Annotated in this window: 23 protein-coding genes, 1 tRNA gene and 1 pseudogene; 13 read left to right on the plus strand and 12 right to left on the minus strand. The window is 74.1% G+C overall.

Annotated elements, in window-relative coordinates:
- Positions 1-14: 14 nt before the first annotated feature.
- A pseudogene (locus ACIF6F_RS02270) lies at positions 15-407 on the minus strand (UTRA domain-containing protein); the annotation flags it as partial.
- Positions 408-488: 81 nt separating this feature from the next.
- Between ACIF6F_RS02270 and ACIF6F_RS02275 the strand changes: the two are divergent.
- Positions 489-797 carry an ATP-binding protein gene (locus tag ACIF6F_RS02275; protein ID WP_399939957.1) on the plus strand — a complete coding sequence of 103 codons (309 nt, stop codon included), beginning with the start codon at positions 489-491 and terminating at the stop codon, positions 795-797.
- Between the two features lie 16 nt (positions 798-813).
- Here ACIF6F_RS02275 and ACIF6F_RS02280 read toward each other — a convergent pair whose 3' ends face one another.
- Positions 814-1,221 (minus strand): DUF3224 domain-containing protein, encoded by a 408-nt coding sequence (locus ACIF6F_RS02280; RefSeq protein WP_399939959.1) that lies wholly within the window; start codon positions 1,219-1,221, stop codon positions 814-816.
- Between the two features lie 95 nt (positions 1,222-1,316).
- Between ACIF6F_RS02280 and ACIF6F_RS02285 the strand changes: the two genes are divergently transcribed.
- The 3 genes from ACIF6F_RS02285 to ACIF6F_RS02295 all read left to right on the plus strand — a co-directional run bounded on the left by ACIF6F_RS02285 (position 1,317) and on the right by ACIF6F_RS02295 (position 3,393).
- A tRNA-Ala gene (locus ACIF6F_RS02285) sits at positions 1,317-1,391 on the plus strand.
- Between the two features lie 44 nt (positions 1,392-1,435).
- Positions 1,436-2,437 (plus strand): phosphotransferase, encoded by a 1,002-nt coding sequence (locus ACIF6F_RS02290; protein WP_399940545.1) that lies wholly within the window; start codon positions 1,436-1,438, stop codon positions 2,435-2,437.
- Between the two features lie 185 nt (positions 2,438-2,622).
- On the plus strand, positions 2,623-3,393 hold the full coding sequence (locus ACIF6F_RS02295) for a class I SAM-dependent methyltransferase (RefSeq protein WP_399939961.1): 771 nt from the start codon (positions 2,623-2,625) through the stop codon (positions 3,391-3,393).
- A gap of 9 nt (positions 3,394-3,402) precedes the next feature.
- Here the strand turns inward: ACIF6F_RS02295 and ACIF6F_RS02300 are convergent, their stop codons facing one another.
- Together ACIF6F_RS02300 and ACIF6F_RS02305 are read right to left on the minus strand one after the other, a co-directional pair.
- On the minus strand, positions 3,403-5,403 hold the full coding sequence (locus ACIF6F_RS02300; protein ID WP_399939964.1) for a calcium-binding protein: 2,001 nt from the start codon (positions 5,401-5,403) through the stop codon (positions 3,403-3,405).
- 157 nt (positions 5,404-5,560) lie between these two features.
- Positions 5,561-6,307, minus strand: coding sequence for a glucose 1-dehydrogenase (locus tag ACIF6F_RS02305; RefSeq protein WP_399939967.1), 747 nt, complete (start codon positions 6,305-6,307; stop codon positions 5,561-5,563).
- A 45-nt stretch (positions 6,308-6,352) separates the two neighbouring features.
- Here ACIF6F_RS02305 and ACIF6F_RS02310 point away from each other — a divergent pair, with 45 nt between their 5' ends.
- Entirely contained in the window at positions 6,353-7,093 is a 741-nt protein-coding gene (locus ACIF6F_RS02310; protein WP_399939969.1) for a vWA domain-containing protein, read from the plus strand.
- A 35-nt stretch (positions 7,094-7,128) separates the two neighbouring features.
- Positions 7,129-7,632 (plus strand): pyridoxamine 5'-phosphate oxidase family protein, encoded by a 504-nt coding sequence (locus ACIF6F_RS02315; protein ID WP_399939972.1) that lies wholly within the window; start codon positions 7,129-7,131, stop codon positions 7,630-7,632.
- A 48-nt stretch (positions 7,633-7,680) separates the two neighbouring features.
- On the opposite strand, the gene ACIF6F_RS02320 is transcribed toward ACIF6F_RS02315, so the two are convergent.
- Both ACIF6F_RS02320 and ACIF6F_RS02325 read right to left on the minus strand, forming a co-directional pair.
- Positions 7,681-8,628, minus strand: coding sequence for an acyl-CoA dehydrogenase family protein (locus ACIF6F_RS02320; protein ID WP_399939975.1), 948 nt, complete (start codon positions 8,626-8,628; stop codon positions 7,681-7,683).
- Positions 8,628-9,773 (minus strand): acyl-CoA dehydrogenase family protein, encoded by a 1,146-nt coding sequence (locus ACIF6F_RS02325; protein WP_399939978.1) that lies wholly within the window; start codon positions 9,771-9,773, stop codon positions 8,628-8,630. Before ACIF6F_RS02325 ends, ACIF6F_RS02320 begins: the two co-directional genes overlap by 1 nt.
- A gap of 114 nt (positions 9,774-9,887) precedes the next feature.
- Here ACIF6F_RS02325 and ACIF6F_RS02330 point away from each other — a divergent pair, with 114 nt between their 5' ends.
- The 5 genes from ACIF6F_RS02330 to ACIF6F_RS02350 all read left to right on the plus strand — a co-directional run bounded on the left by ACIF6F_RS02330 (position 9,888) and on the right by ACIF6F_RS02350 (position 14,897).
- Positions 9,888-10,670 (plus strand): SDR family oxidoreductase, encoded by a 783-nt coding sequence (locus ACIF6F_RS02330; RefSeq protein WP_399939981.1) that lies wholly within the window; start codon positions 9,888-9,890, stop codon positions 10,668-10,670.
- Positions 10,671-10,804: 134 nt separating this feature from the next.
- Positions 10,805-11,392: a TetR/AcrR family transcriptional regulator gene (locus ACIF6F_RS02335; RefSeq protein WP_399940548.1), complete on the plus strand. Its 588-nt coding sequence runs from the start codon at positions 10,805-10,807 to the stop codon at positions 11,390-11,392.
- 35 nt (positions 11,393-11,427) lie between these two features.
- A complete protein-coding gene (locus tag ACIF6F_RS02340) occupies positions 11,428-12,585 on the plus strand; it encodes an acetyl-CoA C-acetyltransferase (protein WP_399939983.1) in 1,158 nt (385 codons plus the stop codon).
- A 252-nt stretch (positions 12,586-12,837) separates the two neighbouring features.
- The gene (locus tag ACIF6F_RS02345; protein ID WP_399939986.1) at positions 12,838-13,041 is read left to right on the plus strand and encodes a cold-shock protein; all 204 of its coding nucleotides are present in this window, start codon (positions 12,838-12,840) and stop codon (positions 13,039-13,041) included.
- A 110-nt stretch (positions 13,042-13,151) separates the two neighbouring features.
- Entirely contained in the window at positions 13,152-14,897 is a 1,746-nt protein-coding gene (locus tag ACIF6F_RS02350; RefSeq protein ID WP_399939989.1) for a DEAD/DEAH box helicase, read from the plus strand.
- Positions 14,898-14,976: 79 nt separating this feature from the next.
- Here ACIF6F_RS02350 and ACIF6F_RS02355 read toward each other — a convergent pair whose 3' ends face one another.
- From ACIF6F_RS02355 to ACIF6F_RS02375, 5 genes are read right to left on the minus strand one after another with little or no spacing between them, the layout of a single operon-like run.
- Positions 14,977-15,906 carry a tyrosine-protein phosphatase gene (locus ACIF6F_RS02355; protein ID WP_399939991.1) on the minus strand — a complete coding sequence of 310 codons (930 nt, stop codon included), beginning with the start codon at positions 15,904-15,906 and terminating at the stop codon, positions 14,977-14,979.
- The gene (locus ACIF6F_RS02360; protein ID WP_399939994.1) at positions 15,903-16,955 is read right to left on the minus strand and encodes an NAD(P)H-dependent flavin oxidoreductase; all 1,053 of its coding nucleotides are present in this window, start codon (positions 16,953-16,955) and stop codon (positions 15,903-15,905) included. Before ACIF6F_RS02360 ends, ACIF6F_RS02355 begins: the two co-directional genes overlap by 4 nt.
- Positions 16,955-17,695: a CoA-transferase subunit beta gene (locus tag ACIF6F_RS02365; RefSeq protein ID WP_399939997.1), complete on the minus strand. Its 741-nt coding sequence runs from the start codon at positions 17,693-17,695 to the stop codon at positions 16,955-16,957. Before ACIF6F_RS02365 ends, ACIF6F_RS02360 begins: the two co-directional genes overlap by 1 nt.
- Positions 17,695-18,543, minus strand: coding sequence for a CoA transferase subunit A (locus ACIF6F_RS02370; protein ID WP_399939998.1), 849 nt, complete (start codon positions 18,541-18,543; stop codon positions 17,695-17,697). Before ACIF6F_RS02370 ends, ACIF6F_RS02365 begins: the two co-directional genes overlap by 1 nt.
- Complete coding sequence (locus ACIF6F_RS02375) at positions 18,540-19,289, minus strand: enoyl-CoA hydratase family protein (RefSeq protein WP_399940001.1); 750 nt, start codon at positions 19,287-19,289, stop codon at positions 18,540-18,542. The genes ACIF6F_RS02370 and ACIF6F_RS02375 overlap by 4 nt, the downstream gene beginning before the upstream one ends.
- 56 nt (positions 19,290-19,345) lie before the next feature.
- Here ACIF6F_RS02375 and ACIF6F_RS02380 point away from each other — a divergent pair, with 56 nt between their 5' ends.
- Together ACIF6F_RS02380 and ACIF6F_RS02385 are read left to right on the plus strand one after the other, a co-directional pair.
- Entirely contained in the window at positions 19,346-20,110 is a 765-nt protein-coding gene (locus tag ACIF6F_RS02380; RefSeq protein WP_399940004.1) for an SDR family oxidoreductase, read from the plus strand.
- A gap of 1 nt (position 20,111) precedes the next feature.
- Complete coding sequence (locus tag ACIF6F_RS02385) at positions 20,112-21,020, plus strand: SDR family oxidoreductase (protein ID WP_399940006.1); 909 nt, start codon at positions 20,112-20,114, stop codon at positions 21,018-21,020.
- A gap of 241 nt (positions 21,021-21,261) precedes the next feature.
- Here ACIF6F_RS02385 and ACIF6F_RS02390 read toward each other — a convergent pair whose 3' ends face one another.
- A complete protein-coding gene (locus ACIF6F_RS02390; RefSeq protein ID WP_399940009.1) occupies positions 21,262-22,689 on the minus strand; it encodes a family 2B encapsulin nanocompartment shell protein in 1,428 nt (475 codons plus the stop codon).
- Positions 22,690-22,726: the final 37 nt, after the last annotated feature.

Genomic DNA, 22,726 nt, shown 5'->3' on the forward strand with positions numbered 1-22,726 from the left:
TGGCGTTCCCGGCCTCACTCGGGCACGAACGCGTACTGGAGCTCGTACAGGTGGCCGGCCTTGACCATCACCGTGACCTCGACGGGGCGGTCGTCGGCGTCGTAGACGGTCCGGAGCGTGCGCAGGACCGGCAGGTCGCCGGACAGGCGGAGCGCCGTGTACTGCTCCTGGGTGGCGATCCGTGCCGAGACGCGGTCCACGCTGAGCCGCGGCGGGTGACCGAGCTCGGTGAGCAGGGTGGGGGTGCCGCCGCGAATCCTCCGGGCCTCGGCGAGCGGCGTGCCGTCGGCGACTTCCATGGGGTAGTAGGAATTCACCAGTTCCGCGGGTTCGCCGTCGACGCTGATCAGTTGTCGCCGGAGCATGGCGCTGCTGCCGGCCGAGATGGCGAGCGCTGCGGCCACATCTCCGGCCACCCTTCCCGCGAGCCCGCGTATCCGTCTGCGCGGCTCGTCAGTTCGTCGGAGACACGCTTGCCGGATGGGGGGGTGCGCGAGCGCTGGGACGAGATGCGGCTCTGCGCGTCCGAACTCGCTGCGAACGCCGTCCTGCACGGCGCTCCGCCGGGTCGGGACTTCAACGTGCGCCTCGTACGTGAGCGGGCACGCCTGCTCATCGAAGTGCGCGACAGTGGACCCGGGCTGCCGGTCATCCAGTGCGCGTCGCCCGACGCCCCGGCGGGGCGCGGTTTGTGGCTGGTGAGGGAGGTGGCCGAAGAGTTCGGGGTGCTCGACGAACCTGTCGGCAAGACGGCTTGGGTGGCTTTCGCGGTCTGGCCGGGGCGTCCGGCCGGATGAGACGGGGGCCGGCGGGTCAGGACAGCTCGTAGTCGAACCACACGCGGTGGGTGCCGTCTGCCTCGACCGTCATGCCGCCGCCTCCGGTGATGCCCGTCAGGGCGGCCGTGCCGCTGCCGGGGACGATCGTGAAGAACTCCGCCTCGCGGCCGCCGCCGCGGGTGGTGGCCGAGTGGGCGAAGTTGAACGTGCCCGCGCGGCCCCGGAGTTCGCCCTCAAAGGACTCCAGCGCGACGTACGTGCCGGTGCCGGACGCGTGGTCGTACGCGGCGGTGAACAGCGTGGCCGACCGCCCCTCGACCTCGCCCTCGAAGTGCTTCTCCATCCTCGACACCCCGACGGACAGGGCGGTTTCGACCGCCGGTTCCGGCGTGGTGTCCGTCGGGACGAAGCTGACGACCTTGAACGTTCCGGAGGCTCTCATGCCGCCAACGTAGCGAGGGGGTCCGACAACCGCCCGCCGGCCGGTCGGCAAATCGTTTGGTGTTGCAGGGCCGTTCGCATAGCATCGCGATCAAGGCGGGGTCGTAGCACAGAGGTAGTGCGCGTACACAGCATGGACGAGGACGCCGGTTCGAATCCGGCCGCCCCGCCCCCTTTCACCTCATCGCGGAGGCCGTTCGGTGCGCCTTGTGAGGATGCCGTACGGCGAACAGCTGCGGGCGGAGCTCGGCGAGGCCCGCGCGGCACGGCGGATCGACAGCAGCCCCCGGTCCCGCGTGTGGCGGGCCGAGATCGGCGGGCGCACCGCGATCGTCAAGCAGGCCGCCGGCGGGGCCGACCCCGAGGGCCGGTACCGCCGCGAGCTGACCGCCCTGGAGATCGCCGCGCGCCGCGGCGTCGGGCCCGCCGTACTCGGCACCGACCCGGCCGAACGGGTCCTCGTCCTGGAGTTCCTGGAGCACCGCCCGCCCGCGCCGGACTGGATCGTCGGGTACGCGGAGGCCCTGGCCCGGCTGCACGCCAGCGCCCGTCCGTCGGACGCCGGCTCCCTGCCGCGCTGGGAGGGGCCGGGCGAGCGGGACGTGGAGGCCTTCCTGCGGCTGGGCGGGCGGCTCGGCGTACCGGCCGGTCCCGGGGTGCGGGAGGAGCTGACGCGGCTGGTGCGGCGGCTGGCCGAGGCGCCGGCCGGGGCCCTGCTGCACGGCGACCCCTGTCCGGGCAACGACCTGCACACCGCGGACGGGGTGCGGTTCGTCGACTTCGAGCAGGCCTGCCTCGGCAGCGGCGCCGTGGAACTCGCGTACCTGCGGATCGGCTTCCCCACCTGCTGGTGCGTGACCGCCCCGGCGCCGGACCTGGTGGCCCGCGCCGAGGCGGCGTACCGGCGGATCACCCCGCTGGACGGCGACCTCACCGACGCGTGCGCCGGCTGGCTGATACGCGGTGACGCGCTGGTCGAGCGGGCCCGGCGGGACGGCCCCGACCACCTGGCCCGGCTGCGGAACAGGGACTGGACCTGGGGGACCGCGAGTGCCCGGCAGCGGCTGGCCCACCGGCTGGCGGTGGTCGTCGAACTGGCCGAAGGGCGGTCGGACCTGTGGGAGTTCCGGGCCCACTGCGCTGCCCTGCACGCCGCCGTCACCGTGCGCTGGCCCTCGCTCCGGCCGGTCCCGGCGGAACGGCCCGCCGACTCCTGACGCGGTGGCGGGCGGCTCGGGCCGCGGGGTGGTCGGCCACGGACGCGGCGGCGGCACCGCTCCCCGCGCCGCGGGCGGCTCGGATCCCAGCCAGGTCACCCCCGTCGCGGCAGCCGTTCCCGTACTCCCGCGACCCGCCCCGGCCCTGTTTCCGCCGGACGGCCCGCCCCGGCACACTCGGACGCATGACCCCCGGGATCCCCGCCCGCGAGCGGGCACTCGCCTTCAGCCGGGCCGCCGCCGCGTACGCCGCGCATCGGCCCGCGTACCCGCCGGAGCTGTTCGGGACGGTCGAGGAGGCCGCCGGCCTCCGGCTGCGCGGTGCGCGGGCCGCGGACGTGGGCGCCGGTACGGGCATCCTCACCCGGCAGCTGTACGAGCGCGGCGCCCTCGTCGTCGGGGTGGAGCCCGGCGCCGGGATGGCCGGGCAGTTCCGCCGGGAGCTGCCCGGTGTCCCGGTGCTCCGGGGCGACGGCAACGCGCTGCCGTTCGCCGACGCCTCGCTCGACCTGCTGACGTACGGCCAGTCCTGGCACTGGACCGACCCGGCGCGCGCCGTCCCCTCCGCGCTGCGGGTGCTGCGCCCCGGGGGCGCCCTCGTGCTGTGCTGGAACGACCCGGACCCGGACGTGCCGTGGGTGGCCGAGCAGGGGCGCCGCATCGAGGATCGGTTCGGCGCCGGGTACTTCATCTCCGACTGCACGCCGCCCCCCGGCCTCGGCTGGACCACCCGCGTCCTGCGCTGGTCGCGCCGGGTGACTGTCGACTTCCACCTGGCGAAGCTGGCCACCCACTCCGCCTTCATCCTGCTCGATGAGGCCGGCGGCGCGGAGTTCCTCGCCGCGGAGCGCGCGCACCTGGCCGGGCGGTTCCCCGGCGGGGAGCTGGACGAGCCGTACGTGACCACCGTCGCGGTCGCCGTCGCCGCCCGTACCCGCGCCGGGGGAGGCTCCTAGGCGCGGGCCTTACGGGCAGCCGATGCGGGTGTCGCCCGTGTCGGTGGTGCAGGTGTCGGTGCCCGGGCCGCCGTTGGCGGTGTCGTTGCCGGCGACGCCGTCGGTGGTGGTGAGGCGGTCGTTGCCGTAGTAGCCGGTCAGGACGTCGCCGCCGGTCCCGCCGTTGAGGGTGTCGTCGCCGAAGCCGCCGTCGATGTTGTCGTTGCCGGGGCCGCCGTACGCGGTGTCGTTGCCGTGGCTCGCGCGGATCGTGTCGTTGCCGCTGAGCCCGCAGATCACGTCGGCGTAGTAGCCGCCGTTGAGGGTGTCGTTGCCGCTGGTGCCGATGATGGTGCAGCCGCGGCTGTTGTTCACCGTGGTGGTGGCGGTCGCGGTGTTGTTGGAGGTGCTGGGGTCGCTCTCGGTGGCGGTGACCGTGGCGGTGTCGGTCAGGGTGCCGGTCCGCGAGGGCTCGACGGTGATCGTCACGACGGCGGTGGCGCCGGGGGTGCCGGCGGCGGTCAGCGTGCCGACCGGGCAGGTGACGCGGCCCGGGGCGGTTGTGCAGGTGCCGCGGGTGGTCGTGACCGACAGGATGGTGGCCGTCCCGGTCAGGGTGTCGGTCAGCTGGACGCCGTTCGCCGAGGCCGACGCGCTGTTGTTCCGCACGGCGACGGTGTACGTGGCCGTGTCGCCGATGCTGACGGTGGCGGGCGTACCGGTCTTGGTCACCGACACGTCCACGCCGGGCGGGGTCACGACGCCCCCGCCGCCCAGGTACCGGGCCAGGCCCATGTGGGACGAGTAGCTGTACGCCTCGCCCGAGAGGCCGCCCGCGAGGATCTTCCCGTCGGGCTGGACGAGCACTTCGTGGGCCTGGTCGTCCGGGCCGCCGAAGTCGGTGGTCACCCGGCCGTCGGCGTGGAAGCCGGGGTCGAGGGCGCCGTCCGTGTTGTACCGGGCCAGGGCGAAGTCGCCGCCGTACTGGCCGGCCGCGACGATCCGGCCGTCGGACTGCAGTGCCACGTCGTAGGCCACGCCGTCCGCGGGACCGAAGGAGGTGGTCACCCGTCCGTCGCCGTCGAACGCCGCGTCGAGGGCGCCGCCGGGGGTCACCCTCGCCAGTCCGAAGGAGCTGCCGTCCCGGCCGGCCATCACGATTTTCCCGTCGGGCTGGAGCGCCACCCCGAGGGGCCCGGAGCCGAAGCCGGTGGTCACGCGGCCGTCGCCGTCGAAGGTCGGGTCCAGGGCACCGGCGTCGGTGTACCGGGCCAGCGTGAAGCCGTTGGTGCTGTACCCGCCGGCGACGATCCGCCCGTCCGGCTGGAGGACCAGGTCGGTGACCCCTTGGCAGCAGCCGCCTCCGAAGTCGGTGAGGAGGATCCCGTCACCGCTGAACGTCGGGTCCGGGGCGCCGCCGGAGGTCAGCCGCGCCAGCGGCCACTCCCCGAAGCTCTCGCCACCGAGGACGATCTTCCCGTCGGGCTGCACCGCCACCGCCATCGCGGACTCGATCGCGTCGACGTTGATCTCCAGGGTCGCCCTGCCGTCGCCGTCGAAGGTGGCGTCCAGGCTGCCGTCGGCGTTGAAGCGGGCCACCGCCCAGGCGCCGTTGCCGCCCCAGTCGGTGGTCCCACCGGCCACGACGATCTTCCCGTCGGGCAGCAGCGCCAGCGCCCGGGCCTCCTCGTTGGCCTGGTCGAAGTCGGTGGAGGCGATGCCGTCGCCGCCGCCGAAGGTGGTGTCCAGGCTGCCGTTGGGGTTGTGGCGCACCACGGTGAAGTCGCCGGACGTCTCGGACGTCCAGGCGTAGCCGACCGTGACGATCTTCCCGTCGGGCTGGACGGCCATGCCGTCGACGCCGGAGTAGCCGCCCAGGTCCGTGACGACCTTGCCGTCGCCGTCGAAGGCCGGGTCGAGGTCGCCGGGCGCGGCCGCCGCCACGCCGGGCAGGGAGAGTACGAGCGCCAGGGCCGCGGCACTCACCACGCCGCCGCGGCCGGCCCGGCGCCAGGGGGAAGTCAGGGACATCCGCGACCACTCCGTCTGTCGGTTCCTCGGGACCCCACAGCTTTCTGCGGCGCCCGCCACCGCCGGCCCCCCGCCGGGCCGCCCTGCGCCCACTGGCCCCCGGGGTTCCACCCCCAGGGGTGACCCCTCGATCACCCGGGCGAACCCGCGACAGGCCCTAGCCCGCCGTCTGGCCGCCGTCCACCGTGAACTCGGCGCCGGTGACGTACGACGAGGCGTCCGAGACCAGGAACAGCACCAGGTCCGCGACCTCGGTTGGGTGGCCCATCCGGCCGAGCGGCACGTGTGACCAGTCCTTCCCCGCCACCGCCGCCACCATCGGGGTGTCGATGGCCCCCGGGTGTACGGAGTTGACCCGGATCCCGTACGGGGCGAGGTCCAGGGCGCTGGAGCGGGTCAGCCCGCGCAGGGCGAACTTGGTGGAGCCGTAGGCCGCGTGGCCGGGGATCCCGGTGAGTCCGGCCGTGGAGGAGATGTTCACGATCGAGCCGCCGCCCGCCTCCCGCAGCGCGGGCAGCACGGCCTGGATGCCCAGGAACGGCCCGATCAGGTTGACCCGCAGCAGCTCCTCGAAGTTCTCCCGGGTCTCGCGCTCGACGTGCGCGGTGCGCCACAGGGCCGCATTGTTCACCAGGGCGTCGATCCGCCCGTACGCCCTCAGCGCCCGGCCGACGACCTCCGACCAGCCCTCGGCCGAGGTGACGTCGTGGCGTACGAACAGCCCCCGCCCGCCGCCCAGTCCGGCGGCCACCGCCCCGCCCTCGTCCTCCCGCAGGTCGGTGAGGACCACCCGGGCGCCCGCCGCCGCGCAGCGGGCGGCCTCGGCGGCGCCCTGGCCGCGGGCCGCGCCGGTGATGACGACCACCTTGCCCTCCAGTGTGTCCACGCACCCTCCACCCCTCATCCGATATGACGAATAGTCATATCGCGTTGTCCGTAGACTGGGAACATGGCGGACAACGGCGAAGGCAGCGCGATCAGCCTGCGCAAGGTGGCGGAGACCGCACCGGCCCTGGTGCCCCTCTACGAGAGCTCCGGGGTCTCGCTGCGCAAGCACGGGCTCGCCGGGCAGCGCGCGGCCGTCTACCTCGTCCTGGACTACTCCGGCTCGATGCGCCCGTACTACGCCGACGGCAGCGTGCAGGCCCTCGCCGACCGGGTGCTGGGGCTGTCCGCGCACCTCGACGACGACGGCCGGGTGCCGGTGGTGTTCTTCTCCACGGACGTCGACGCGGTCGAGGAGATCGGCCTCGGCGACCACGCGGGCCGGGTGGACCGGATCGTCGCCGGGCTCGGACACATGGGGAAGACCAGCTACCACCTGGCCATGGACGCCGTGATCGACCACTACCTCGACAGCGGCACGGCCCAGCCGGCCCTGGTGGTCTTCCAGACGGACGGCGGGCCGATCAACAAGCTCGCCGCCGAGCGGTACCTGTGCAAGGCCGCCCGGCTGCCGCTCTTCTGGCAGTTCATCGGCTTCGGCAACACCCGCAGCAGCCAGTTCGACTTCCTGCGCCGGCTCGACGAGCTGCCCGTGCCGGCGAAGCGGTGCGTGGACAACGCCGGGTACTTCCACGCCGGCCCCGACCCGCGGACCGTGCCGGACGGGCAGCTCTACGACCGCCTGGTCGGCGAGTTCCCCGCCTGGCTCGCGGCCGCGCGACGCGCGGGGATCGTCCGCGGCTGACGGCCCTTGTCGGTGCCGCACGGTTACATGGGGCCATGACGAACAACTGGGCAGTGTTCGAGAAGGAAGAACCCGTGTTCGCGGCGGCCGTGCGGGCCCGCTACGCGCAGTACCCGCACCACGTGCTCGCCACCCTGCGCGCGGACGGCTCCCCGCGGGTGACCGGGCTGAACGTCGAGATCCGGGGCGGCGAGCTGTGGCTGGGCATGATGCCGGGCTCCCGCAAGGCCCTGGACCTGCGGCGCGACCCCCGGTTCGCGCTGCACAGCAACCCGGGCCCGGACGACACGATGCCGGACGGCGACGTACGCATCTCCGGCCGCGCCGTCGAGATCACCGACCCGCCCGAGCTGCACCGGTACGCGGAGGAGACCGGCGAGCCGCACCCGTTCCACCTGTTCCGGGCGGACCTCACGGAGGTGGTGCACATCGCGGTGGACGCCGACGCCGACGAACTGGTGATCACCACCTGGCGCCCGGGCACCGGCCGCCACGTACTCCGCCGCGGCAACGACGACGAACCGCCCCGGGAGGCCTGAGCCGCAGAAGCCGGACGCCGGGCACCCCCTCCTCCCCGGCGCCCCGCCCTACGCCAGCACCCGCGCCCGGCACTCCCCGGGCCCGCCCCACGCGTCGCGCAGGGGGCGCGCCTTGCGCAGCCAGAGCGAGAGGTCGAGCTCGTCGGTGTACCCCACGGCGCCGTGCAGCTGGAGGGCGGTGCGGGCGGCCCGGTACGCCGCCTCGCCCGCCGCCAGCTTCGCGCCCGCGACATCCCGGGGGGACAGCGTCACGGCCGCCCCGAACACCAGCGGCCGGGCGAACTCCAGGGCCAGCAGCGTGTCGGCCAGCCGGTGCTTGACCGCCTGGAAGCCGCCCACCGGCGCCCCGAACTGGCTGCGCTGCTTCACGTACTCCACCGTGCGGGCCAGCAGCGCCTCACCCACGCCCAGCGCCTGCGCACCGGTCAGCAGGGCGGGCCAGAGCCACACCGGCCCGTCCGCGGTACCCAGCTCCTCGCCCCCCGCCGAGGGCTCCGCGAGCCTGCGCACCGGATCCGCCGACACCCGCACCGGCCCGTGCCCCGGCGCCGCCCGCAGCCCGCCGCCGGCCCCGGCCACCAGCACCAGGTCCGCCGCCTCCGCGTCCAGGGCGTACGGCGAACCGGGCCCGGCCAGCGTCACCACGCAATCGCCCGCCGCCACCCCCGGCAGCCACCGCTTCGCCGCACCCCCGCCGGCGCCGCCCAGCAGCACCCCGGCCGCCGCCGTCTCCACCACCGGACCCGGCACCCCGTACCGCCCCAGCTCCACGAAGGCCACGGCCAGCTCCACCGGGAGCGGGCCCAGGCCCTCGTACGCCTCCGGCACGGCCAGCGCGAACACGCCCAGCTCCGCGAGCCGGGCCCACAGCGCCCGCCCCGGCCCGCGCTCCCCGGCCGCCCAGGCGCGGGCCGCGGCCGGCACGTCCGCCCCCGCCAGCATCGTGCCCAGCGAACGCGCGAAGTCGGACTGCTCCTCGGTCGGCAGGAAACGCATCAGCGGCGGCCCTTCGGGAGGCCGAGCAGCCGCTCGGCGATGATGTCGCGCTGGATCTCGTTCGTGCCCGCGTACACCGGTCCCGCGAGCGAGAACACGTACCCCTCGGCCCACTCGGTGCCGGCCAGCTCCCCGTCCGCGCCCAGCAGGTCCAGCGCCGTCTCGTGCAGGGCGATGTCGTACTCGGACCAGAAGACCTTGTTCAGGCTCGACTCCGCCCCGAGGGCCGAACCGGCGGCGAACCGCGAGGCGTTGGCCCAGGTGAACAGCTGGTAGGCGCGGGCCCCCACGACGGCGTCCGCCACCCGGTCGCGCAGCGCCGTGTCGGCGGGGTCCGCCGAGGCCCGCCACCGCTCGGCCAGCCGGTCCGCCGCGGCGAGGAACCGGCCCGGCGAACGCAGTGTCAGCCCGCGCTCGTTGCCCGTGGCCGACATCGCGATCCGCCAGCCCTGCCCCGGCTCGCCGATCACGTCCCCGTCCGGCACGAACACCCCGTCGAGGAACAGCTCCGCGAAGGCCGGCTTGCCGTCCAGCCGCCCGATCGGCCGCACCGTGACCCCCGGGTCCGACAGGCCGAACATCAGATAGGTCAGGCCCTGGTGGGGCCGGGGCGCGTCCGGGTCGGTGCGGAAGATGCCGAAGGCGCGGTCCGCGAAGGCGGCCCGCGAGGACCAGGTCTTCTGCCCGTACAGCAGCCAGCCGCCCTCGGTGCGCACCGCCCGGGACCGCAGCGCCGCCAGGTCCGAGCCGGCCTCCGGCTCGGACCACGCCTGTGCCCAGATCACCTCGCCGGTGGCCATGGGCGGCAGGATGCGGGCCCGCTGCTCGGGAGTGCCGTGGTCGAAGAGGGTGGGGGCCAGGAGGTTGATGCCGTTCTGCGAGACCCGGCCGGGCGCCCCCGCCGCGTAGTACTCCTCCTCGAAGAGCAGCCAGTGGACGATGTCCACGCCTCGGCCGCCGAACTCCTCCGGCCAGGACACCACCGACCAGCGGCCGGCCGCCAGCTCCGCCTCCCACTCCCGGTGCGCGGCGAAGCCCTCCGCGGTCTCCAGCGAGGGCAGCGGCCGGTCCGGGACGTGGCCGGCCAGCCAGGCGCGGGCCTCGGCCCGGAAGGCCTCCTCCGCGGCCGTGTGCGCGAGGTCCATCAGCGGCTCCCCTTCCCCTGCCGTGACCGCGGCGCGGACCGCCGCGCGGACGCCTCCGGGGAGGCCCCCCGGGGATGCTTCCCTAACAAGCGTTTGGCAGGTTAACGTACCGCCATGAGCAGCGTCGAGTACGTACGGGGCCACGGCCTCCTCGACGGCCGGACCGCCGTCATCACCGCCGCCGCCGGAGCCGGCATCGGCGGGGCCACCGCGCGCCGCTTCCTGGAAGAGGGCGCCGCCGTCGTCGTCAGCGACGCGCACGCACGCCGCCTCAAGGAGTCCGCGGCCGCCCTCGCCGACGAGTTCGGGCCCGACCGGGTCGCCGCCCTGGCCTGCGACGTCACCGACGAGATCCAGGTGCAGGCCCTGTTCTCGTACGCCGGGGAGTGCCACGGCGGCCTCGACCTCGTCGTGAACAACGCCGGTCTCGGCGGCACCGCCGACCTGGTCGACATGACCGACGAGCAGTGGTCCCGGGTCCTCGACGTCACCCTGAACGGCACCTTCCGCTGCACCCGCGCCGCCCTGCGCGCCTTCCGGGCCGCCGGCCGTGGCGGAGTGATCGTCAACAACGCCTCCGTGGTGGGCTGGCGCGCGCAGACCGGCCAGGCCCACTACGCCGCCGCCAAGGCCGGCGTGATGGCCCTGACCCGCTGCGCCGCCCTGGAGGCCGCGGAGTTCGGCGTACGCGTCAACGCCGTGGCCCCCAGCCTGGCCATGCACCCGCACCTGGCGAAGGTCACCACCCCGGAGCTGCTGGCGGAACTCACCGCCCGCGAGGCCTTCGGCCGGTACGCCGAACCGTGGGAGGTCGCCAACGTGATCGTCTTCCTGGCCAGCGGCTACTCGTCGTACATGACCGGCGAGACCGTCTCCGTCAGCAGCCAGCGGGCCTAGCCCGTGGCTTCCGGATCGGGCCGGGCGCGCGGCGGGACGGCCCGGGCCGTGCCTGCGGACCGGCCCGGGCCCGCGGCGTCGGGCGCGCCGGCCACCGGGGCCAGAATGGTGGCGTGCCCACGAAGAAGTCCCAGATGACGCCCTCGCCCGAGCGCCGGGCCGAACTCCTCGCCATCGCCGCCGAGGTGTTCGCCGCGCAGGGCTACAACGCCACCACCGTGCGGAAGATCGCGGACGAGGCCGGCATGCTCGCCGGCAGCCTCTACTACCACTTCGATTCCAAGGAATCGATGCTGGACGAGATCCTCTCCGTCTTCCTGACCGAGCTCTGGGAGGGCTACGACGCCGTGCTCGCCGCCGGGCTCGGCCCCCGCGAGACCATCGAGGCCCTCGTCACCGAGTCCTTCCGCGAGATCGACCGGCACCGCGCCGCCGTCGCGATCTACCAGAAGGAATCCCGTCACCTCGCCGTCCAGCCCCGCTTCGGCTACCTCACGGAGTCCCAGGTCAAGTTCGAGAAGGCCTGGCTCGGGACGCTGGAGCGCGGAGTGGCCGCCCGGGTGTTCCGCGCCGACCTCGACATCCGGCTCACCTACCGGTTCGTCCGCGACACCGTCTGGGTCGCCGCCTCCTGGTACCGGCCCGGCGGACAGCACAGCCCCGAGGAGATCGCCCGCCAGTACCTGTCGATGGTGCTGGACGGGATCGCCGTACGCACGTAAGCCGTCCCGCGCACATCCGAGAAGGAGCACCCGCCATGCCCGAGGCCTACATCGTCGAAGCGGTCCGCACCCCCGTCGGCCGCCGCAGGGGAGGGCTGGCCGGCGTGCACCCGGCCGACCTCGGCGCGCACGTGCTGCGGGCCCTGGTGGAGCGCTCCGGAGTGGACCCGGCCGCCGTCGAGGACGTGGTCTTCGGCTGCCTGGACACCGTGGGGCCGCAGGCCGGGGACATCGCGCGGACCGCCTGGCTGGCCGCCGGGCTCCCCGAGGAGGTGCCGGGCGTGACCATCGACCGGCAGTGCGGCTCCTCGCAGCAGGCCGTGCACTTCGCCGCACAGGGAGTCCTGTCCGGCACCCAGGACCTGGTCGTCGCCGGCGGCACCCAGAACATGTCGATGATCCCCATCGCGTTCGCCTCCCGGCAGGCGGCCGACCCGCTCGGGCTCACCGAGGGCCCGTACCTGGGCAGCGCGGGCTGGCGGGCCCGGTACGGCGACGCGCCCGTCAACCAGTTCCACGGCGCCCAGCTGATCGCGGAGAAGTGGGGCATCTCCCGCCAGGACATGGAGGAGTTCGCCCTCCGCTCGCACCGGCGGGCGGTGCGCGCGATCGACGAGGGCCGCTTCGAGCGCGAGGTGGTCCCGTACGGCGAGGTGACCACGGACGAGGGCCCCCGCCGCGACACCACCCTGGAGAAGATGGCCGGACTCCGGCCGGTGCTGGAGGGCGGCACCATCACGGCGGCCTGCTCCTCCCAGGTCTCCGACGGCGCCGCGGCGATGCTCATCGCCTCCGAGCGGGCCGTCGCCGGGCACGGCCTGACGCCCCGGGCCCGGATCCACCACCTCTCGGTGCGCGGCGAGGACCCCATCCGGATGCTGTCCGCGCCCATACCCGCCACCGCCCACGCGCTGAAGAAGACCGGCATGTCCATCGGCGACATGGACCTGGTGGAGATCAACGAGGCCTTCGCACCGGTGGTGCTGGCCTGGCTGAAGGAGACCGGCGCCGACCCGGAGAAGGTCAACGTCAACGGCGGCGCGATCGCGCTGGGCCACCCGCTCGGCGCCACCGGCGTGAAGCTGATGACCACCCTGCTGCACGAGCTGGAGCGCACCGGCGGCCGCTACGGCCTGCAGACCATGTGCGAGGGCGGCGGCCAGGCCAACGTCACCATCGTCGAACGCCTCTGACCGTGGTGCGGCGGCCGCGGCCGGAGGGCGCGGCCGCCGCACCGGGCGGGCGGCACGCTGCGGGCCGGACCCGCCCCGGACGGCCGACATCTGCGCTCGGCAGCGCGCCCCGGCCGGCGTGTGTTACCGTAGAGGTGTTGCAGTTGTGGTACCCATGAACTTTATGTGCGCCTGACGGGAAATGATCCGCAGGCGCTTTATTGTTTTTCCGGCAACTCCGGATGGGTCCCCGTCACCTATCAGGAGAGCATTATGGCTTCCGGCACCGTCAAGTGGTTCAACTCGGAAAAGGGCTTCGGCTTCATCGAGCAGGACGGCGGCGGCCCCGACGTCTTCGCCCACTACTCGAACATCGCCACCCAGGGCTTCCGTGAGCTCCAGGAGGGCCAGCGCGTGAACTTCGACGTCACGCAGGGCCAGAAGGGCCCGCAGGCGGAGAACATCGTCCCCGCCTGATCTCAGTGACGCGCCCACCGCGCGTTCTTTGAGCGAGAGCCGGGGCCCGCACCGCCAGGTGCGGGCCCCGGCTTGTGCTGTACATCCAGGCTCAGGAGGCCTTCCCCCGCATGACCAGCTCCAGCTCCGAACGTTCCGCCCGCCGTCCCGCCCGCCGGCGCCCCGCGTCGTCGTCGAAGAACGGCCCGGCCGCGCCGAAGAAGCCGGACGCGAAGAAGGGTCAGGACAAGGGCCGCCGGCCCGCCGCCCGCCCGCAGGACTTCACCATGCCCGAGACGCTGACCCCGGCCCTGCCGCCGGTCGCGTCCTTCGCTGACCTGGACATGCCGGCCGCGCTCCTGAAGACGCTGGCCGCACAGGGCGTCACCGAGCCGTTCCCCATCCAGGCCGCCACCCTCCCGAACTCCCTCGCGGGCCGCGACCTGCTCGGCCGGGGCCGCACCGGCTCCGGCAAGACCCTCGCCTTCGGACTGGCCCTGCTGGCCCGTACGGCCGGCCGCCGCGCCGCCGCCAGGGCGCCGCTCGCGCTGGTCCTCGTACCGACCCGCGAGCTCGCGCAGCAGGTCACCGACGCCCTCTCCCCGTACGCCACCTCCCTGAGCCTGCGGATCGCCACCGTCGTCGGCGGCATGTCGATCAACCGGCAGGCGAGCGCCCTCGCGCGCGGCGCCGAGGTGCTCGTCGCCACCCCGGGCCGCCTGAAGGACCTCATCGACCGGGGCGACTGCACCCTGGCGCAGGTGTCGATCACGGTGCTGGACGAGGCCGACCAGATGACCGACATGGGCTTCCTGCCCCAGGTCACCGCCCTGCTCAGGCAGGTCGAGGAGGGCGGCCAGCGGATGCTGTTCTCCGCGACCCTCGACAAGAACGTCGACAAGCTGGTCCGGCAGTTCCTGGTGGACCCGGTCACGCACTCCGTCGACCCCTCCGCGGGCGCGGTCGTGACCATGGAGCACCACGTGCTCCACGTCATGGACGAGACCGACAAGAAGGCCGTCACCACCCGCATCGCGGCCCGCGACGGCCGCGTGATCATGTTCCTGGACACCAAGCGCTCCGTGGACCGGCTGGTCAAGCGCCTCCTCGCCAGCGGCGTACGCGCCTCCGGCCTGCACGGCGGCCGCTCCCAGCCCCAGCGCAACCGCACCCTGGACTGGTTCAAGAACGGGCAGATCACCGCGCTCGTCGCCACCAACGTGGCCGCCCGCGGCATCCACATCGACGACCTCGACCTGGTCGTGAACGTCGACCCGCCGACCGACCACAAGGACTACCTGCACCGCGGCGGCCGCACCGCCCGCGCCGGCGAGTCCGGCAGTGTGGTCACGCTCGTCCTGCCGGACCAGAAGCGGGACGTGTCCCGGCTGATGTCCGACGCCGGCATCTCCCCGAAGACGGCGCAGATCAAGTCGTCCGACGCGGCGCTGGCCGAGCTGACCGGCGCCCGCGAGCCCTCCGGCGTCCCGGTCACCGTCGAGGTCCCGGCCCCGCAGGCGCCGGCCGCCCCGAAGAAGTCCCGCCGCTCGCGCGGGCCCGCCCGGTCCGCCGACCAGGCCACCGCTGCCACCGGCGCCTCCCGCCCCCGCCGCGCCCGGAACGGCTCCGCCGCGGCGGGCGAGGCCAAGACCTCCGCCCCGGCCGCCGGCACCCGTAACCGCCGCGGCGGCTCGGGCGGCAGCGGCCAGGCCCCCGCCCGCCAGGGCGGCGGCGCCACCCGCTCCACCGCCTCCGGCGCCGGCCGTACGGCGAGCGCCTCCGGGGCCAGCCGCACCGCGAGCACCTCCGGCGGCGCTGCCGCCGCCTCCGCCCGCAGCCGGATCGGCACCCAGGGCCGGCGCCGCGGCGGCGCCTGACCCGCCCGCCGCACGAAGCGGCGGATGCCGGTGCCGGGGCGGTCGCCCCGGCACCGGCATCCCGCACCCCTGCCCGCGGTCAGCGGACCATCTTGTTCTGGAGCTTCGCCAGCGTCCGCAGGTCCAGCCCCAGCCCCCTCGTGAGGTAGCCGTAGAAGTCACCGTAGTCGGCGGCCAGCTGCGCCGTCGCCGCGTCGAGGTAGTCCTGCCGCACCTCCTGCAGCGGGATCAGCAGGTCCGGGTTCTGCATCCGGCCCGACAGCTTCAGGCCCTCCCGCACCTTCGCGTCGTACGCGGCGCGGAAGGTGTTCGACGCCAGGTAGTCCCGTGCGGCCGAGGACTCCGGCACCCCCAGCGCCCGCAGCAGCACGTAGCTCATCCAGCCCGTCCGGTCCTTCCCGGACGTGCAGTGGTACAGCAGCGGCCCCCGCGCGTCGTCGGCGATCTCCCGCAGCGTCGTCGCGAACTGCGCCCGGTTCTCGGGGTTCGTGACGAACGTGCGGTAGATGTCGCGCATGTACGCCTCGGCCCGCCCGCCGCCGAGGATCTGCTCCTGCTTCACGGGGTCGCCGCTGCCGATCACGCCGATGAGCGTCCCGAACAGACCGAGGTCGCTCACCGGGCGCGAGGTCACCGCGAGCCCGGGCGGCAGCCGGTCGGCGCCGTCGTACTGGACCTCCAGCGGGATGCGGAAGTCCACGGCCCTGGTCAGGCCCAGCCCCGCGACGGTGGTCGTGTCCGCCGGGGTCAGTCTGCTCAGGGCATCGGCCCGGTACACCAGTCCCTGGCGCACCCTGCCACCGGTGTACGTCCAGTACCCGCCCAGGTCGCGGACGTTCACCGCGCCCTGGAGGGGTATCTGCCGGATCGGTTCGTCGGCCCACACCCGGGGGCGCGGCTGGGCGGCCGGCCCCGGCGCGGCGGCCGCCGACACGGGGAGCGGCCCGATGGCGAGCGCGGAGAGCAGCACTCCGGTCGTCACCAGGCGGATTCTTCGAACACGGCTCATGTGTCACTCCTTGGCAGCTGGTCCATCACCTGCTGTGCCTCGGCCATGACCCGGCTGACGAGCTCCGCGCACGAAGGCAGATCCTCGATCACACCCGCGACCTGGCCTGATGCCATGACTCCGAGGTCCGTACGGCCCTCGACCATGGACGCCTTGAGGAGCATCGGGGTGTTCGCGGCGAGCAGGACCTGGCTCCAGGACAGGTCCTTGCCGTGTTTCATCGCCAGCCCGTCGCGCACCATCCGCGACCAGGTCAGCCCGGAGATCCGCCGAAACCCGGCCGCGTGCCGCACCGCCCGGGCCAGCCGCCGGGCGCGGCCCGCCCGCTCCAGCGACTCGACCAGCTCGGTGCGGAGCATCCGGTGCGGCAGCCCGTCGACCGCGGTGGTGACGGTCACGTCCTTCACGGCCGCCGCCAGGTAGCGGGCCTTGACCGCGTCCGGCACGGTCGAGTCCGAGGTCAGCAGGAACCGGGTGCCCATCGCGATGCCCGCCGCCCCGTACGCCAGGGCCGCCACCAGCCCCCGGCCGTCGTGGAAGCCGCCCGCCGCGACCACCGGGATCTCCACCGCGTCCACGACCTGCGGCAGGAGCACGCTCGTCGCCACCTCCCCGGTGTGCCCGCCGCCCTCGCCGCCCTGCACGATCACCGCGTCGGCACCCCAGGCCGCGACCTTCTCGGCGTGCCGGCGCGCCCCGACCGACGGAATGACGACGACCCCCGCGTCCTTCAGCCGCAGGATCAGCTCCCGGGACGGCGCGAGCGCGAAGGAGGCGACCTTCACGCCCTCGGAGATGATCAGCTCGGCCCGCTCGGCGGCGTCCCCGGCGTCCGCCCGCAGGTTGACCCCGAAGGGCTCCTCCGTACGGGACTTCACCTCCCGCACCGCCGACCGCAGCTGGTCCGGTGTCATCGTCGCGGAGGCCAGGATGCCCAGTGCCCCGGCGTTCGCCGCCGCGGACACCAGCCGGGGGCCGGCCACCCAGCCCATCCCGGTCTGCACGACCGGGTGCCGCACCCCGACGAGCTTGGTCAGTGCCGTCTCCATCAGGCGGGCACCTCCCGCTCGCGGGCGCCGCGCGGGTCCAGCTCCTCGCGGATCAGGTGGAGTTCGGCCGCCGTGGGCTCCCGCGTGTACGGCACCTCCTCCGGCACCGCGAGGGCGAACCCGGTCGCTGCCTCGACCTCGGCGACCTCCACCCCGGGGTGCAGGGCGGCCAGCCGCATGGACCGGTCCGGGGTCGCGAAGTCGAACACGCCGAGGTTGGTCACCACCCGCGGGATGCGGTGGAAGCGCGTCGCCGAGGGGCCGGCCGCCGCGGCCCGGTCGTACCCGACGCCCGAGACCATGTCGACGCGCTCCACGAACACCCGCGGCGAGTGCTTCGGAACCCAGTAGCTGACCGGGTTGTTCAGCGTGTTCACCGGTGCTCCGCGGACGCCGAGCAGCTGCCGTGCGGGCCGGGCCCAGTCGCCGATGCAGGAGATGTTCTGGTTGCCGTACCGGTCGATCTGCGAGGCGCCCATCATCACGTGCCGCCGGCCGCCGGTGACCATGCTGAGGTGGCGCCGGTACGGCAGCCAGCCCTCGACCGTCCCGTCGTCGCGGACCAGCATCGCCTCGCCGTCGGTCAGCAGCAGGTCGGGGGAGAAGGTGCGGCGGGCCAGCTTCGCCCCGAGGGAGGGGATCAGGCCCATCGGGCTGGCCAGCACCTCGCCGTTGTCGCGCCAGGCCTCCGCGCAGGCGATCACGCAGTACTCGGCCCTGGTCACGGTCGTCGCCGTCATCACCGCTCCTCGCGCCAGGCCGCCACGGCCCGCTGGTAGTCGTCCTCGCCGTCGCCGGACAGGAAGCGCCCGGCGAACTCCGGCCAGGGCGTGGTCGCGTACAGCTTCTGGAAGGCCTCGTCGCGCCCGTAGTCGGGGGCGCAGGAGGTGAAGTGGGCGCCGTTCGGGGTCTCCACGACGCCGGTGACGCTGTGCCGGCCGACCAGCAGCGACTGCGGCGGCGCCTCCTTGGTGAGCCCGGCCGTCTCCACCAGCTGCTCGCAGGAGACGTACGCGTCGTCGGCGGCCTCGCAGAACAGGTCGTCGAAGTAGGGGTCGGGGCCCAGGTACTGGCCGTTGCCCAGCCGGTCGGCCCGGTTGAGGTGCACCAGCGCCGCGTCCATCCGCAGCGCGGGCACGGCGACGAACTCCTCGCCGTCCTCGTACGGGGAGACCACGGTCCGCAGGCCCGGGTTGACCTCCATCACCCCCGAGCCGAGGCCGGCCCGGACCGGCAGGAAGGGCAGCCGGTTGGCGGCCGCGTGCAGCCCCCACATGAACATGGCCTCGTCCAGTTCCGTCATCTCGACCGCCCCGGACTCGCGGGCGGCGCGGAAGTGCGGCTCCAGGGGGATCGAGTCGAGGGTCGCGAAGGGCGCGACCAGCCGGCGGATCCGCCCGGCCGCGGCCAGCAGCCCGACGTCCGGGCCGCCGTACGAGATCACCGTGAGGTCGGTGACGGAGGTCCGCAGCAGGGCCCTGACCAGGGCCATCGGCTTGCGCCGCGAGCCCCAGCCGCCGATCCCGACCGTCATCCCGCTGCTCAGCCGCCCCGCGACCTCGTCCGGGGTCATGGTCTTGTCGCTCACGAGCTCTCCTCGCTGCCGAAGGTGTTCCGGACCCGGTCGGCCACCCCGCTGAGGTTGGCCTCGAAGGTGAAGCCCTGTTCGAAGCGGTAGCTGCGCCGCACGTCCACCGGGTCGATCCCGTTGATGGCCGCCTTCGCCAGGCGGATCAGGGATCCGTCCTTGCGGGCGATCTCCCCGGCCAGCTCCAGCGACGCCGGCCGCAGCTCCGTCCGCGGCACCACCCGCCAGACCGAGCCGTGGGCGTGCAGCTCGGCCGCGGTGGCCGTGCGGGAGGTGTAGTACAGCGCGCGCATCAGGTGCTGGGGGACCAGCCGGGCCAGGTGCGTGGCGGCGCCGAGCGCGCCGCGGTCCAGCTCGGGCAGGCCGAAGGTGGCGTCCTCGCTCGCCACGATGGCGTCGGCGTTGCCGGCCAGGCCGATGCCGCCGCCGAGGCAGAAGCCGGCCACCTCGGCCACGACCGGGACCTCGCACTCGTAGACCGCCGCGAAGGCCTCGTAGCAGCCCCGGTTGGCGCCGATCAGGGCCTGGTGTCCGGTGTCGCGCTGCATCTCCTTGATGTCGACCCCGGCGTTGAAGCCGCGGCCCTCGGCGGCCAGGACCACGCAGCGGACCTCGGGGTCGCGCCCGGCGGCCCGTACCGCGTCGGCCAGGTCGAACCAGCCGCGGACGGGCAGCGCGTTGACGGGCGGGAAGTCGACGGTGACGACGGCGATGCCCTTGTCGGGGCGGGAGGTGGAGACACCCATGAGCGGATCAGCTACCTTTCCACCAAACATTTGTTAGGCGTGGAAGGTAGCAGCCTATGGAGCTCGACGGGAGGGTCACCGTCGTCACCGGCGGAACCCGGGGCGTCGGCGCGGGCATCGCCCGCGCCTTCCTCGACGCGGGCGCGAAGGTCGTGGTCTGCGCCCGCAGACCGCCCGACCGGCCGGTCGAAACCGATGCCGGGAAGGCCGAGTACGTCCCCCTGGACCTGCGCGACCCGGCCGCCGCCGACGCGTTCTTCGCCGAGGTGGTACGCCGCCACGGCCGCCTGGACTGCCTGGTCAACAACGCCGGCGGCACCCCCCACCGGCCACTGGCCGAGGGCGGCGCGGCCCGGCACGCCCGGGTGCTCGAACTCAACCTGACGGCCCCGCTCACCGCCTCCCTCGCGGCGTACGAGCACCTGCGCGCGGCCCGCGGCTCCGTCGTGATGATCGGCAGCGTCAGCGGCACCCGCCCCTCGCCGGGCACGGCGGCCTACGGCGCCGCCAAGGCGGGCCTGGAGAACCTGGCCCGCTCGATGGCCGTGGAATGGGCCCCCGAGGTGCGGGTGAACTCCCTGGTCCTGGGCATGGTGCGGACCGAACTGGCCCACCTGCACTACGGCGACGAGCAGGGCGTCGCCGCCGTCGGCGCGACCGTGCCGCTCGGCCGGCTCGCCGACCCGTACGAGGTGGGCGAGGCTGCGGTCTTCCTGGCCTCGGACCGGGCGGCCTACGTCAGCGGGGCGAGCCTGCTGGTGCACGGGGGCGGCGAGCGCCCCGCGTTTCTGGATGCGGCAACCGTCAACAAGGAGCGGTGACATGGGGATCTGTGAAGGCCGGGTCGTGATCGTGACGGGCGCCGGGCGGGGCCTGGGCCGCGCGCACGCGCTCGCGTTCGCCGCCGAGGGGGCCCGCGTGGTGGTCAACGACCTCGGGGTGGGCCTGGACGGGCGGCCGGCCCCGGAGAGTCCCGCCGCCCGGGTGGTGGCCGAGATCGAGGCCGCGGGCGGCCGGGCCGTCGCGCACGGCGGCGACGTCGCCACCGACGCCGGGGCGGCCTCCCTGGTCGCGGCCGCCCTGGAGTCCTTCGGGCGGCTGGACACGCTGGTCAACAACGCGGGCTTCCTGCGCGACCGGATGCTGGTCAACCTCGGCGAGGACGACTGGGACGCGGTGATGCGGGTCCACCTCAAGGGGCACTTCCTCCCGCTCAGGCACGCCGCCGCGCACTGGCGGGCCGAGGCGAAGGCGGGCCGCGCGCCGGCCGCCCGGGTGGTCAACACCAGCTCGGGGGCCGGCCTGCTGGGCTCCGTCGGCCAGGGCAACTACAGCGCGGCCAAGGCCGGGATCATCGGCCTCACGCTGGTGTCCGCCGCCGAGATGGGCCGGTACGGCGTCCAGGTCAACGCCATCGCCCCGGCCGCCAGGACCCGGATGACCGAGCAGACCTTCGCCGCGACCATGGCGGCTCCGGGGGAGGGGGAGTTCGACGCGATGGCGCCGGAGAACGTCTCGCCGCTGGTGGTCTGGCTGGGCTCGGCCGCCTCCGCGGGGGTGACCGGCCGGGTCTTCGAGGCCGAGGCGGGCCGGATCACCGTGATGGAGGGCTGGCGGCCGGGCCCCACCGCGGACAAGGGCGCCCGCTGGACCCCGGCCGAGGCGGGGGAGGCGGCGGCGAAGCTGCTGGCCGCGGCGGAGCCGCCGCAGCCGGTCTACGGGGCGCGCTGACCGGCGTACCACCCGGCCCGGGCACTCGTCCGCGTCCCGGGCCCCGGACGGCCCGGGACGCGAACCGGGCCCGGCCCCCTGGCGGGGAGGTCGGGCCCGGCTCTTGACTCACGCGACACCTTCTCCTTACCCAGCCGCCACCCCTCCTGAACCCCGAGGGGCGGACGGATCGTCAGAACGGGCCGGGTCGGGGGAGGGTGGCGTCCGTGGGCGGAGGGCGGCGTCCGCGGGGCGGCCCGACTCAGGCGCGCGGACGGACCTCGACGTTCTCCAGCACGCCGACGGCGTCGGGCACGAGGATGGCGGCGGAGTAGTAGGCGGTGACCAGGTAGGAGATGATCGCCCGCTCGTCGATGCCCATGAAGCGGACGTTCAGGCTGGGCTCGACCTCGTCCGGCAGGCCGGTCTGGTAGAGGCCGATCACACCCTCGTTGTCCTCGCCGGTGCGCACCGCGATGATCGAGGACGCGTGCTGGTCGGAGATCGGGATCTTCCCGCAGGGGAGGATGGGGATGCCGCGCCAGGCCGGGATGTGGTGGCCGTCCACGTCGACGTTGCCGAGGTTCAGGCCGCGCTTGTTGCACTCCTTTCCGAAGGCCGCGATCGCCTTCGGGTGGGCGAACAGGTACTGCGTGCCGCGCCGCATGCTGATCAGGTCGTCGAGGTCGTCCGGGGTGGGCGGGCCCGAGTGGGTCTGGATGCGCTGGTCGAAGTCGGTGTTGTTGAGCAGCCCGAACTCCGGGTTGTTGACCAGCTCGTACTCCTGGAGCTCGCGCAGCTCCTGGATGGTCAGGCGCAGCTGCTGCTGCGTCTGGTTCATCGGGTGGTTGTACAGGTCGGCGACCCGGCTGTGCACCTTGAGGACCGTCTGGGCCACGCTCAGCTCGTACTCGCGGGGCGTGAGCTCGTAGTCCGCGAAGGCGCCCGGCAGCGTCGCCTCGCCGACGTGGCCGGCGCTCAGCTCGATGGCCTTCTCGCCGGCCTTGTTGGTCTTGTAGCCGTTCGAGCCGCTGGTGTTCCGCTGCTGCGTGACGTGCGCGCGCAGGCCCTGGTACTGGTCGGCGACCGCCTGGTAGGCGGCCTGGGGGAGCGCGAGCAGGGTCACGGAGGTGGCGGCGCGGGCGGTGTAGTCCCAGACGACGCCGTCGGAGTCGGCCAGGGTGTGGCCGCCGAAGGTGTCGCCGTCGCCGAGGCGGCCGAGCACGGCCTCCTCGCCGTACGGGCCCCGGCCGACCTTCTCGATCCTGCCGTGCGCGACGAGGTAGACGTGGTCGGCGGGGGCGCCGGCCTGGACGATGAGCTGGCCCGGCTCGAACTCCCGCTGGACGAACCTCTCGGCCAGGGCGCCGAGCGCGGTGGGGTCGTCGAAGCCGCGCAGCAGCGGGAGTTCGGCGAGTTCGGCGGGGATCACCTGGACCTGGGAGCCGCTCTTGACGAAGGTGACGCGGCCGTCGCCGACGACGTACGACAGGCGGCGGTTGACGCGGTAGACGCCGCCGGGCGTGTGCACCCAGGGCAGCTTCCGCAGCAGCCAGCGCGAGCTGATGCCCTGCATCTGGGGTTCGGACTTGGTCGTGGTCGCCAGGTTCCGGGCGGCCGCGGTGCTGAGGCTGAGCTGGATCTGGTGGGCGGTCACCGAGGGGGTCGCCGCCCCCGCGTCTACAGACATTACGACTACTCCTTGAGGTGGATCTCTCACTCTCCGT

Source organism: Streptomyces sp. NPDC086023, from assembly GCF_044540325.1.
Taxonomy (GTDB): domain Bacteria; phylum Actinomycetota; class Actinomycetes; order Streptomycetales; family Streptomycetaceae; genus Streptomyces.

Bases quoted from the DNA above. Each gene is read 5' to 3' on its own strand.
- ACIF6F_RS02380 (WP_399940004.1), top strand. From the start codon at position 19,346: ATGGAGCTCGACGGGAGGGTCACCGTCGTCACCGGCGGAACCCGGGGC.
- ACIF6F_RS02360 (WP_399939994.1), bottom strand. From the start codon at position 16,955: ATGGAGACGGCACTGACCAAGCTCGTCGGGGTGCGGCACCCGGTCGTG.
- ACIF6F_RS02320 (WP_399939975.1), bottom strand. From the start codon at position 8,628: ATGCGTTTCCTGCCGACCGAGGAGCAGTCCGACTTCGCGCGTTCGCTG.
- ACIF6F_RS02355 (WP_399939991.1), bottom strand. From the start codon at position 15,906: ATGAGCCGTGTTCGAAGAATCCGCCTGGTGACGACCGGAGTGCTGCTC.
- ACIF6F_RS02280 (WP_399939959.1), bottom strand. From the start codon at position 1,221: ATGAGAGCCTCCGGAACGTTCAAGGTCGTCAGCTTCGTCCCGACGGAC.
- ACIF6F_RS02305 (WP_399939967.1), bottom strand. From the start codon at position 6,307: ATGAGGGGTGGAGGGTGCGTGGACACACTGGAGGGCAAGGTGGTCGTC.
- ACIF6F_RS02310 (WP_399939969.1), top strand. From the start codon at position 6,353: ATGGCGGACAACGGCGAAGGCAGCGCGATCAGCCTGCGCAAGGTGGCG.
- ACIF6F_RS02365 (WP_399939997.1), bottom strand. From the start codon at position 17,695: ATGACGGCGACGACCGTGACCAGGGCCGAGTACTGCGTGATCGCCTGC.
- ACIF6F_RS02325 (WP_399939978.1), bottom strand. From the start codon at position 9,773: ATGGACCTCGCGCACACGGCCGCGGAGGAGGCCTTCCGGGCCGAGGCC.
- ACIF6F_RS02290 (WP_399940545.1), top strand. From the start codon at position 1,436: ATGCCGTACGGCGAACAGCTGCGGGCGGAGCTCGGCGAGGCCCGCGCG.
- ACIF6F_RS02385 (WP_399940006.1), top strand. From the start codon at position 20,112: ATGGGGATCTGTGAAGGCCGGGTCGTGATCGTGACGGGCGCCGGGCGG.
- ACIF6F_RS02335 (WP_399940548.1), top strand. From the start codon at position 10,805: ATGACGCCCTCGCCCGAGCGCCGGGCCGAACTCCTCGCCATCGCCGCC.
- ACIF6F_RS02345 (WP_399939986.1), top strand. From the start codon at position 12,838: ATGGCTTCCGGCACCGTCAAGTGGTTCAACTCGGAAAAGGGCTTCGGC.
- ACIF6F_RS02295 (WP_399939961.1), top strand. From the start codon at position 2,623: ATGACCCCCGGGATCCCCGCCCGCGAGCGGGCACTCGCCTTCAGCCGG.
- ACIF6F_RS02330 (WP_399939981.1), top strand. From the start codon at position 9,888: ATGAGCAGCGTCGAGTACGTACGGGGCCACGGCCTCCTCGACGGCCGG.
- ACIF6F_RS02300 (WP_399939964.1), bottom strand. From the start codon at position 5,403: ATGTCCCTGACTTCCCCCTGGCGCCGGGCCGGCCGCGGCGGCGTGGTG.
- ACIF6F_RS02315 (WP_399939972.1), top strand. From the start codon at position 7,129: ATGACGAACAACTGGGCAGTGTTCGAGAAGGAAGAACCCGTGTTCGCG.
- ACIF6F_RS02375 (WP_399940001.1), bottom strand. From the start codon at position 19,289: ATGGGTGTCTCCACCTCCCGCCCCGACAAGGGCATCGCCGTCGTCACC.
- ACIF6F_RS02340 (WP_399939983.1), top strand. From the start codon at position 11,428: ATGCCCGAGGCCTACATCGTCGAAGCGGTCCGCACCCCCGTCGGCCGC.
- ACIF6F_RS02390 (WP_399940009.1), bottom strand. From the start codon at position 22,689: ATGTCTGTAGACGCGGGGGCGGCGACCCCCTCGGTGACCGCCCACCAG.
- ACIF6F_RS02350 (WP_399939989.1), top strand. From the start codon at position 13,152: ATGACCAGCTCCAGCTCCGAACGTTCCGCCCGCCGTCCCGCCCGCCGG.